The organism is Kitasatospora sp. NPDC056327 (genome assembly GCF_042261735.1).
Taxonomy (GTDB): Bacteria; Actinomycetota; Actinomycetes; order Streptomycetales; family Streptomycetaceae; genus Kitasatospora.
The window spans coordinates 1-10,188 of the sequence record NZ_JBHJRC010000300.1; the positions used below are offsets into that span (position 1 = coordinate 1).

Below are 10,188 nucleotides of genomic sequence, written 5' to 3' on the forward strand. Positions count from 1 at the left end.
CGACGACCAGCACGGCGATCATCGCCCAGTTGGCGGCGGCCAGCTTGCCCGCCTCGTTCAGCGCGATCAGCAGCGCACCGACCGAGACGACCAGCAGCGCCACGCCGGGCCAGTCCATCCCGGCGCGTGCACCCGGCGCCGGACCGCGCGGGGTGACGGACGTCACCGGCCCGGGGACGCCCACCCTTCGGGACCGGGGCCGCCGGGACCCTCCCGGGCGAACTAAAGTCGTCCGTATGACGAAAACCCCGGACAGCGCCGTCCGCTCCTACATCGACCGGCACCGGGCCGCCTTCCTCGCGGACCTCGGCGACTGGCTGCGCATCCCCTCGGTGTCCGCCGACCCCGGCCGGGCCGGCGACGTGCGCCGCTCCGCCGAGTGGCTGGCCGCCAAGCTGCGCGACACCGGCTTCCCGGTGGCCGAGGTGTGGGAGACGGACGGCCTGCCGGCGGTGTTCGCCGAGTGGCCCTCCGGGGACCCGGACGCGCCGACCGTCCTCGTCTACGGCCACCACGACGTGCAGCCCGCCGCCCGGGAGGACGGCTGGGCGACCGACCCGTTCGAGCCGACCGTGACCGACGGCCGGCTGTACGCCCGCGGCGCGGCCGACGACAAGGGCCAGGTGTTCTTCCACACCCTCGGCGTCCGCGCCCATCTGGCCGCCACCGGCCGCACCGCGCCGGCCGTCAACCTGAAGCTGCTGGTGGAGGGCGAGGAGGAGTCCGGCTCGCCGCACTTCGCCGGCCTGGTGCGCCGCGAGGCCGGCCGGCTGGCCGCCGACGTGGTGATCATCTCGGACACCGGCATGTGGTCCGAGGCCACGCCGACCGTCTGCACCGGCATGCGCGGCCTGGCCGACGCCCAGATCGACCTCCACGGGCCGGACACCGACATCCACTCCGGCTCCTTCGGCGGCGCCGTGCCCAACCCGGCCGCCGTCGCCGCCGAGCTGGCGGCCGGCCTGCACGACGCCGACCGCAGGGTGGCGGTCCCCGGCTTCTACGACGGCGTGGTCGAGCTGACCGAGCGCGAGCGCGCGCTCTTCGCCGAGCTGCCCTTCGACGAGGAGGCCTGGCTGAAGGTCGCCAAGTCGTACGGCACCCGCGGCGAGGCCGGCTACTCCACCCTGGAGCGGATCTGGGCCCGTCCGACCGCCGAGGTCAACGGCATCTGGGGCGGCTACACCGGCCCCGGCGGCAAGACCATCGTGCCCGCCTCGGCCCACCTGAAGCTCTCCTTCCGGCTGGTCGCCGGACAGGAGGTGGAGAAGGTCCGCGAGGCCGTCCGTGCCTGGGTGGCCGACCGGGTGCCCGAGGGCATCCGCTACGAGCTGGCCTTCCCGGGCGCCACCCGCCCCTGCCTGACCCCGCTCGACCACCCGGCGCTGCGGTCCACCGTCCGGGCGATGGGCCGCGCCTTCGAGCAGAAGATCCTCTTCACCCGCGAGGGCGGCTCCGGCCCGGCCGCCGACCTGCAGGACGTGCTCGGCGCGCCGGTGCTGTTCCTCGGCATCTCGGTGCCCTCGGACGGCTGGCACTCGGTCGACGAGAAGGTCGAGCTGGACCTGCTGGCCAAGGGCGTCGAGGCGGCCGCCTACCTGTGGGAGGACCTGGCCGAGAACTGGCGGCCGGGCGGCGGGGAAGCGTGAGCCGGCGGCGAGCGCGGCCGCGGCCGGCCTCCGCGCGCACGGCCGCGGGAGCGCCGGCGAACCCGAACCCGACCCGTCCGGAAGACTCATCACGTGGGGATGGAACAGTTGAGCACCGTGCCTGAGACCGAACGCCCGCTGAGCCTGGCGCTGGCCCGGGCCGGGGTGGACCGGGCGGCCCATCACCGGTTCGACGAGCCCTGGCTGGCGGCCGCGTGGAGCCACCCGACCACCAAGGTGCTGCCGATCGCCGGCGGCGAGGCGTTCGTGGTGGACAGCGGGCAGGGGACCGAACTGGTCCTGATGCCCTCCTTCGAGGCCCCGCAGACCGGCGACCGCTACTTCCTCGGCACCGACGAGGACGGCGTCTCCTACTTCGCGCTGGCCGGCGAGAGCCTGCCCGGCCGGCTGGACGGCGACGCCCGCCCGGCCGGGCTGCGCGAGGTCGGCGCGCTGCTCTCCGACCGGGACGCCGGCCTGCTGGTGCACGCGGTCGCACTGGAGCACTGGCACCGGCTGCACAGCTTCTGCTCGCGCTGCGGCCACCCGACCGAGAAGGCCGGCGCCGGCCACGTGCGCCGCTGCACCTCGTGCGCGGCCGAGCACTACCCGCGCACCGACCCGGCGGTGATCATGCTGATCACCGACGAGCAGGACCGCTGCCTGCTCGGGCGGCAGGCACTGTGGCCGGAGGGCCGCTGGTCGACGCTGGCCGGCTTCGTCGAGCCGGGGGAGTCGATCGAGCAGGCCGTGGTGCGCGAGGTGCACGAGGAGGCCGGGGTGCGGGTCGCCGACGTCTCCTACGTGGCCAGCCAGCCCTGGCCGTTCCCGTCCAGCCTGATGCTGGGCTTCCTGGGCCGGGCGCACGCGGAGGGCACCACGATCACCGTGGACGGCGAGGAGCTGGCCGAGGCGCGCTGGTTCTCCCGGGAGGAGCTGCGGGCGGGCATGGCCGCGGGGGAGATCCTGCCGCCGTCCGGGATCTCGATCGCCCGGCACCTGGTCGAGGTCTGGTACGGGGAACCGCTGCCGGCGGCGGCCCGCTGGTAATTCCGGGCCGACGCCGGGGCCGGCGGAATGGTCCGTTCTTCGGATCGGGGGCGCGCGGAGCTGTTCCGCGCGCCCCCGATTGCCATTCCGAGCCCGTCTCCACAGGATGTTCGTCATCGGAGCGGTCATGTCCAGTAGGGCCCGGGGGCGGTCGCCGGCCCGTGTCACCGATCCCGGTCGACTTTGCCGCAAACGGCTGAAAGCCCCTCACCCGTCTCGCTACATTCGCTCGGTGACAATCCCCCGGGGCACCGCCCAATCCCCCAAATACCAGCGCCTCGCCGCGGACCTGCGCCGCCGGATCACCGAGGGCGAGTTCACCACCGCGGCCGCCCTCCCGGTCGAGAGCGAGCTGGAACGCCAGTACGGCGTCGCCCGCAACACCGTCCGCCTCGCCGTCGACGTGCTCGTCAACGAGGGCCGCCTCGTCCGGCTCCAGGGCAAGGGCACCTACCTGCGCGAGCACCCCGTGCTCGACCACCGCGCCTACGGACCCGCCCCCTGCCTCGACCCGCAGGCCACCCCCCACGACTGCCTCGCCCTCCCCGGCGACGTCTACCGCGACGAGGCCGCCGAGAGCGGACGCGAACTCACCGTCGACTTCGAGATGATGATCGTCCGGGCCCGGGTCGACATCGCCGAACGGCTCGGCCTGCGCCCCGGCGAGGCCATCGTCGTCCGCCGCCAGCTGCGCATGCTCGACCGCGAGCCCTACTCCATCGAGGAGAGCCACTACCGGGCCGGCCTCGCCGCCGGCACCCCCCTGATGGAGCCCGACCAGATCGACGGCGGCGACGAGGCCGTGCTCGCCGCCCTCGGCCGCACCGAGGTCGGCGCCGTCGACCACCTCGTCGCCCGGATGCCCGGACCCGAGGAGGCCCAGTGGTTCCAGGGCGGCCCCGGAGTGCCGCTGATGGTCCAGACCCGGGTCACCTACGACCGGCGCGGGCCCGTCCGGGTCATCGAGACCCGCTACTCCGCCGACCGCAGCCGGCTCGTCTACGGCGTCGGCGACCTCGCCGTCCGGGCCTCGCTGCCCGCCCCCGCCGCACCCGTCGACCAGGCCCGGGCCGACGCGCAGTAGCCGCGGTGGCGTGCGCGCCGGCCCCGTGCCCGGGAGGGGCCTCAGGCCGCCAGGGCCTTCTTCACCTGCAGCAGGCTCGGGTTGGTCATCACGACCCGCTCGCCGCCGCCGGCCGGCGACACCAGGACCGTCGGGACGGTCTGGTTGCCGTTGTTCACCGACTCGACGAAGGCCGCCGACGCCGGGTCCTCCTCGATGTTGATCTCGGTGTAGCCGATGCCCTCGCGCTGCAGCTGGCTCTTGAGCCGGTTGCAGTAGCCGCACCAGGTCGTGCTGTACATCGTCACGCTGCCGGACATCGAGGGGACTCCTTCGGATCGGGAGGGGGCGGAACGGGAACCCGTGCGCTCCGCACGGTTCCGGGGGGACAACGTCCACCGCGCGGCGGTCATTCCGCGACCCGGCCGGTCCCCGGACCGCTCCGGCGCGCGCCCACCGGCACCGGCGCGAGGCGGGCGTCACACGCCCCAGCGCGCACCAACCCGCCGTCCTCGCCGCGATCATCCGGCGATCACACCGCGCCTGTGGACAACTCCACCCGGAATGTCCGCGCGGACTGAGAGGATGGAACGCATGCAGGAAGACCTCTTGAGCGGCAGCCCGTTCGACGGACACCACGACGCCCACCGGACCGGCAGCGCCGACGCCGGCGGCCCCGACGCCGTCCTCGCCGGACTCGACCCCGAACAGCGGGCCGTCGCCACCGCCCTGCACGGCCCCGTCTGCGTCCTCGCCGGCGCCGGCACCGGCAAGACCCGCGCCATCACCCACCGCATCGCCTACGGCGTGCGCAGCGGCGTCTACCAGCCCCAGCAGGTCCTCGCCGTCACCTTCACCGCCCGCGCCGCCGGCGAGATGCGCGGCCGCCTGCGCCAGCTCGGCGCCGACGGCGTCCAGGCCCGCACCTTCCACGCCGCCGCCCTGCGCCAGCTCCAGTACTTCTGGCCCCGCGCCGTCGGCGGCCCCGTCCCCCAGCTGCTCGAACGCAAGGTCCAGCTCGTCGCCGAGGCCGCCGGCCGCTGCGGCCTGCGCGTCCAGCGCACCGAACTGCGCGACCTCACCGCCGAGATCGAATGGGCCAAGGTCACCCAGACCGGCCCCGACGACTACCCCGCCGTCGTCGCCAAGTCCGGCCGCGACGCCCCCCGCGACCCCGCCGAGACGGCCCAGGTCTACCGCGTCTACGAGGAGACCAAGAGCCGCCGCGGGAACATCGACTTCGAGGACGTCCTGCTGCTCACCGCCGCCATCCTGGAGGACCGCCCCGACATCGCCGACCAGGTCCGCGCCCAGTACCGGCACTTCACCGTCGACGAGTACCAGGACGTCTCCCCGCTCCAGCAGCGCCTGCTCGACCAGTGGACCGGCCCCGGCGGCGGCACCAGCCTCTGCGTCGTCGGCGATGCCAGCCAGACCATCTACTCCTTCACCGGCGCCACCCCCGACTACCTCCTCGGCTTCCGCACCCGCCACCCCGAGGCCACCGTCGTCAAGCTCGTCCGCGACTACCGCTCCACCCCCCAGGTCGTCCACCTCGCCAACGGACTCCTCGCCCAGGCCCGCGGCCAGGCCGCCCGCCACCGCCTCGAACTCGTCTCCCAGCGCGAGGCCGGCCCCGAGCCCGTCTACACCGAGTACGAGGACGAGCCCACCGAGGCCGAGACCACCGCCCGCCGGATCAAGGACCTGCTCGCCACCGGCGTGCGCGCCAGCGAGATCGCCGTCCTGTTCCGCACCAACGGCCAGTCCGAGGTCTACGAGCAGGCCCTCGCCGACCTCGGCGTCCCCTACCAGCTCAAGGGCGCCGAGCGGTTCTTCGAACGCCCCGAGGTCCGGGACGCCGGCGTCCTGCTGCGCGGCGCCGCCCGGGCCGGCTCCGACGCCGGCGCCGACGACGCCCCCGACCTCGCCGGCCAGGTCCGCGCCGTCCTCGCCGCCCGCGGCTTCACCCCCGAACCCCCGGCCGGCTCCGGCGCCGTCCGCGACCGCTGGGAGTCCCTCGCCGCCCTCGTCCGGCTCGCCGAGGAGTTCGAACGCGGCCGCACCGCCGACGGGCTCGCCACCGACCTCGCCGCCTACGTCGCCGAACTCGACGCCCGCGCGGCCGCCCAGCACGCCCCCGCCGTCGAAGGCGTCACCCTCGCCTCCCTGCACGCCGCCAAGGGCCTCGAATGGGACGCCGTCTTCCTCGTCGGCCTCACCGAGGGCACCCTGCCGATCATCTACGCCAAGACCGACGAGCAGATCGAGGAGGAGCGCCGCCTCCTCTACGTCGGCGTCACCCGGGCCCGCAAGCACCTCACCCTCTCCTGGGCGCTCTCCCGCTCCCCGGGCGGCCGCGCCTCCCGCAAGCCCAGCCGCTTCCTCGACGGGCTGCGTCCGGGCTCCAGCGCCCCCGGCACCCGCCCCGCCGGCCGCGGCCGGGGCGCCGAGGCCGGCGAGCGCTCCGCCGGGCGCCGGGTCCGCGGCCCGGTCACCTGCCGGGTCTGCGAGCGGGTCCTCACCGATGCCGTCGAGCGCAAGCTCCGCCGCTGCGAGAGCTGCCCCTCCACGATGGACGAGGCGCTCTACGAGCGGCTGCGCGAATGGCGCGCCGCCCAGGCCCGCGAACAGGGCGCCCCCGCCTACGTGGTGTTCACCGACGCGACCCTGATGGCCATCGCCGAGGACGTCCCCGCCAACCGCCAGGAGCTCGCCGGCATCTCCGGGGTGGGGGCCATGAAGCTGGACAAATACGGGGCGGCCGTGCTCTCGTTGTGTGCTGGGGAGGAGCCCACGGGGGATCCGGTGGACGTCACGGACGACCAGCCGGAGGAACCGGCCTGAGCCGGTCCGGGGCGATCACGGCCGGCGCCGGACGGCGCCGCGGAGACCGTCGGGAAACTCACCGGAAAAATAGTTTGCGCGTCGTGCCGGGAGCGCAATAGCCTGCCGGAGCGGTCAAGGGGACGCGATCGTACGGGGTGACGCCCGTCGTCACATTCCCCTGCGCCCACCAGTTCCACCCAAGCCCCACCAGCGTGAACAGCTCCACCGAGACAGACATCCGAACAGTTCGGAGCCCGGGAAACCAGGCCCCGCGAGACGCCGAGAGGAGGCGAATGCAGTGGAAACCATGATCACCAAAATGACTGGCCTGACCGTTGTCGCCGCCTCCCTGCGTGCCGCGAGCCTGCGGCGCTCCGCCGAGCTGTGCGCAACCGGTCTGGGTCTCGGCACCACCGGTGTCTCCGTCGTCACCGCTTCCCCCGCCCCCGCTGTCAGTGGCCTCGGACACACTGGCCCCGGCAGCAATGGCATCCAGGGCGGCAGCCTCGACGGCACCCGTGTCGAGACTGGTCTGTCCCGCGACCGGGCGTCGGCCGACGCTTCGCGCTCCCTGCGCGATGAGCGACCGACCCAGGCACCGAAGACGGCTGTAGCCATCGCCATGCATGGCGGCTATGCGCAGGTCATCGGTGCCGGAAACGCCCAGAAGCAGAACGAGCAGCAGATCACGCAGGCCAAGGCCGCCTTTACCGGCGCCAAGGCCATCCGGATGTGGGCCTTCCGCGGCCCTGAACCCTGGAGAGAACGAACCTGAGCCAGCCTCAGGTCGGCGCCTCCAGGGCCGCGGAACCCGTCACACCGGGATCCGCGGCCCTTCTGTTTTGTCCGGTACGCAAGACCACCCAGGCCCTCCGGGGCCTCCGGCCCAGCCCCACCAGTCGGCTGAGCCGGACCCACTGAGAAGACGAGGAAGACGCCCACAGTGTCCACGGTCATCACACCGCCCACCCCGTCCGTACCGCCGACAGACCAGACCAAGGCCGACCAGGCCGACCCCCCGGAGGTTCTCCCCATGCAGTTCACCTCGATCGACCAGGCCGAAGAGCTCGGCCTCCCCATCCCGTGCCGCGCCTTCGACCCCGAGGTCTTCTTCGCCGAGACGCCCGCCGACGTCGAGTACGCGAAGTCCCTCTGCGGCACCTGCCCGGTGAAGGACGCCTGTCTCACCGGCGCGCTGGAGCGCCGTGAGCCCTGGGGCGTCTGGGGCGGCGAGCTCTTCGTCCAGGGCGTGGTCGTGGCCCGCAAGCGGCCCCGCGGCCGCCCGCGCAAGACCGAGGTCGCGGCGTGAACCCCGCGTCCGGAGCCGGAACCGTCCGCCGGGGAGAGCAGCCCCTGCCGGACAACGCCCTCCGCCGCTCCGTACGCCTCGCCGCCGCCAAGGCCGACGCGGCCCGCATCCACCCCTTCCCGACGACGCACCACGAGCAGGACCACCACATGACCGCCGCCGCCATCGATCCGACCGTCCGCGCAGAGCAGACCACCGAACTTCAGATCCAGAACAGGACCCTCGAAATGCAACTCCTCCACGAATCCCTGGCGCGCGCCCATATGCAAGAGCGCCTCCAGGAGGCCGAGCACCAACGGCTCGTCGGCCGGCTCGCCCGTGCCCACCGGCTCAAGCAGAAGGCCGAGCGGGCCTCTTTGCGTGCCCGCAAGGCGCTCGCCGTCGCCCTGATGTGACCGCCGGGGCCGGGCGCTCACCCGCCCGGCCCCATCTCCGGCCCCGTCGGGCCCCCTATGTGCCGCAGGCCGCGCCCGGATGCCGGGGGCGGCCTGCGTGCTCGTCGTGCCTGCCGTGCGTCGTTCCCGCCGTGTCTGCCGTGTCTGCCGTGTCTGCCGTGCCTGTCGGCCCCGTCGGCCCCGTCGTGCTCCTCGCGACGGGTGACGGGCGGACGGGTCAGTCCTCCGCGGCCGGGTCCCGGCGCTCGGCCGGGGCCTTCTTCGGGGCGCTCCGCCGCGGGGCTGCCTTCTTCGCGGGCGTGCCCTTCGCCGGTGCGCTCCCGGCCGGTGAAGTCTTGGCCGATGCGGTCTTGGCCGGTGTGCTCCTGGTCGCCGAGGCCGCTGCCGCGGCTCTCGCCGCCGCCCGCGTGCCGGGCGACCCCGCCTCGGCGAACTCCGGCAGCCACGCCAGCATCTCCGCCCGGAACGGCGCCTGTGCACCCAGCTGGCACAGCACCCCGATGGTGCTCAGCGTCACCCGGTGGATCAGCAGGTACGACGGCGGCAGGTTGAGCTGCTTGCCCAGGTTGTACGCGGGCGAGCGCGGATCCGCGATCCGTGCCGCCTGCGCCCGCATCCATGCCCGGGTGAAGTGGAAGGACTCCACCGCGGCCGGCTCGATGATCGGCAGCAGGTAGTCCAGCACCGCGTCCGGGTCGAGCGCGATCGAGGGCTTCACGAAGCCCTCCTCGCGCAGCATCGTCAGCACACCGGCGGCGTCCCCGGCCAGCGCCATCCGCAACGACGCCCCGATCGGCGCCGGCAGGCCGCCCGGCAGGCGGTCCACCGTTCCGAAGTCCAGCACCCCCAGCCGCCAGCCCTCCACCGGACCGTCGTCCTTCAGCAGCCGGAAGTTGCCCGGGTGCGGATCCGCGTGCAACAGCCCGGTGCGCGACGGGCCGGCGAACAGGAAGCGCGCCAGCAGCCGGCCCGCGCGGTCCCGCTCCTCCTGCGAACCGGAGGAGATCACCTCGGCCAGCGGGGTGCCGTCCATCCACTCGGACACCAGCACCTGGTCCGCCTGCGCCACCACCCCCGGCACCACGATCTCCGGATCGCCCGCGAACTCCTCGGCGTGCCGCCGCTGGGCCTGGGCCTCCAGTCCGTAGTCCAGCTCCTCAGCCACCCGCTCCCGCAGCTCGGCGATCAAGGGCTTGATGTCCAGGCCCGGGATCAGCGGCCCCAGCAGCCAGGCGACCTTGCTCAGCTGGGAGAGGTCCGCCAGCAGCGCGTCCCCGGCTCCCGGGTACTGCACCTTCACCGCGACCGTGCGGCCGTCGTGCCAGACCGCCCGGTGCACCTGACCGATGGACGCGGCCGCCGACGGCCGGTCGTCGAACTCCAGGAACAGGCCCCGCCAGTCCTCTCCCAGCCGCTCCGCCAGCGCCGCGTGCACCTTGGCGGCCGGCATCGGCGGCGCCGCGTCCTGCAGCTTGGTCAGTGCCGCCCGGTAGGGGCCGGCCACCTCCTCGGGCAGCGCGGCCTCGAAGACGGACAGCACCTGCCCGAACTTCATCGCCCCACCCTTGAGCTCGCCCAGGACCTTGAACAGCTGATCGGCGGTGGCCTGCTGCAGCTCGGCGGTCACCACCTCGGCCGAACGGCCGCCGATCCGCTTACCCAGACCGAGGGTGGCCCGGCCGGCTATCCCCAGCGGCAGGGCGGCGAGTCTTGCCGTGCGGGTCATTGCCTTGCGCGGAAGATCGCTCACCCGGGCCTCCAAGTCGACATGCCCCAGGCCCCCGCAGCGGGAGCCGACCGTCATACGCCATTGTGCCCGCTCGGCGGGCCGCCCCCGGTCGGAATATGCCGCTCCGCCGGGACGGCAGGGGGTGGGGCGCCGCGCCCGGCACC

At 74.0% G+C, this 10,188-nt stretch carries 9 protein-coding genes; 7 read left to right on the forward strand and 2 right to left on the reverse strand.

Annotation, left to right across the window (positions count from 1 at the left end):
- Positions 1-236 precede the first annotated feature (236 nt).
- From ACFCX4_RS30370 to ACFCX4_RS30380, 3 genes are all read left to right on the forward strand, one after another.
- The gene (locus ACFCX4_RS30370) at positions 237-1,649 is read left to right on the forward strand and encodes a dipeptidase (protein WP_376149361.1); all 1,413 of its coding nucleotides are present in this window, start codon (positions 237-239) and stop codon (positions 1,647-1,649) included.
- A 99-nt stretch (positions 1,650-1,748) separates the two neighbouring features.
- Positions 1,749-2,699: an NAD(+) diphosphatase gene (gene nudC / locus ACFCX4_RS30375; RefSeq protein ID WP_376149364.1), complete on the forward strand. Its 951-nt coding sequence runs from the start codon at positions 1,749-1,751 to the stop codon at positions 2,697-2,699.
- 232 nt (positions 2,700-2,931) lie between these two features.
- Positions 2,932-3,783 carry a GntR family transcriptional regulator gene (locus ACFCX4_RS30380; RefSeq protein WP_376149367.1) on the forward strand — a complete coding sequence of 284 codons (852 nt, stop codon included), beginning with the start codon at positions 2,932-2,934 and terminating at the stop codon, positions 3,781-3,783.
- Between the two features lie 41 nt (positions 3,784-3,824).
- Here the strand turns inward: ACFCX4_RS30380 and ACFCX4_RS30385 are convergent, their stop codons facing one another.
- Positions 3,825-4,082, reverse strand: coding sequence for a mycoredoxin (locus tag ACFCX4_RS30385; protein WP_376149370.1), 258 nt, complete (start codon positions 4,080-4,082; stop codon positions 3,825-3,827).
- A gap of 265 nt (positions 4,083-4,347) precedes the next feature.
- Here ACFCX4_RS30385 and ACFCX4_RS30390 point away from each other — a divergent pair, with 265 nt between their 5' ends.
- From ACFCX4_RS30390 to ACFCX4_RS30405, 4 genes are all read left to right on the forward strand, one after another.
- The gene (locus ACFCX4_RS30390) at positions 4,348-6,609 is read left to right on the forward strand and encodes an ATP-dependent DNA helicase UvrD2 (protein ID WP_376149373.1); all 2,262 of its coding nucleotides are present in this window, start codon (positions 4,348-4,350) and stop codon (positions 6,607-6,609) included.
- A 280-nt stretch (positions 6,610-6,889) separates the two neighbouring features.
- Entirely contained in the window at positions 6,890-7,366 is a 477-nt protein-coding gene (locus tag ACFCX4_RS30395; protein WP_376149376.1) for a hypothetical protein, read from the forward strand.
- 168 nt (positions 7,367-7,534) lie between these two features.
- Positions 7,535-7,900 carry a WhiB family transcriptional regulator gene (locus tag ACFCX4_RS30400; RefSeq protein WP_376149379.1) on the forward strand — a complete coding sequence of 122 codons (366 nt, stop codon included), beginning with the start codon at positions 7,535-7,537 and terminating at the stop codon, positions 7,898-7,900.
- Entirely contained in the window at positions 7,897-8,295 is a 399-nt protein-coding gene (locus ACFCX4_RS30405; protein WP_376149382.1) for a hypothetical protein, read from the forward strand. The genes ACFCX4_RS30400 and ACFCX4_RS30405 overlap by 4 nt, the downstream gene beginning before the upstream one ends.
- Positions 8,296-8,512: 217 nt before the next feature.
- Here ACFCX4_RS30405 and ACFCX4_RS30410 read toward each other — a convergent pair whose 3' ends face one another.
- Positions 8,513-10,045 carry an AarF/UbiB family protein gene (locus tag ACFCX4_RS30410; RefSeq protein WP_376149385.1) on the reverse strand — a complete coding sequence of 511 codons (1,533 nt, stop codon included), beginning with the start codon at positions 10,043-10,045 and terminating at the stop codon, positions 8,513-8,515.
- Between the last annotated feature and the right edge of the window lie 143 nt (positions 10,046-10,188).

Bases quoted from the DNA above. Each gene is read 5' to 3' on its own strand.
- ACFCX4_RS30370 (WP_376149361.1), top strand. From the start codon at position 237: ATGACGAAAACCCCGGACAGCGCCGTCCGCTCCTACATCGACCGGCAC.
- nudC (WP_376149364.1), top strand. From the start codon at position 1,749: ATGGAACAGTTGAGCACCGTGCCTGAGACCGAACGCCCGCTGAGCCTG.
- ACFCX4_RS30385 (WP_376149370.1), bottom strand. From the start codon at position 4,082: ATGTCCGGCAGCGTGACGATGTACAGCACGACCTGGTGCGGCTACTGC.
- ACFCX4_RS30390 (WP_376149373.1), top strand. From the start codon at position 4,348: ATGGAACGCATGCAGGAAGACCTCTTGAGCGGCAGCCCGTTCGACGGA.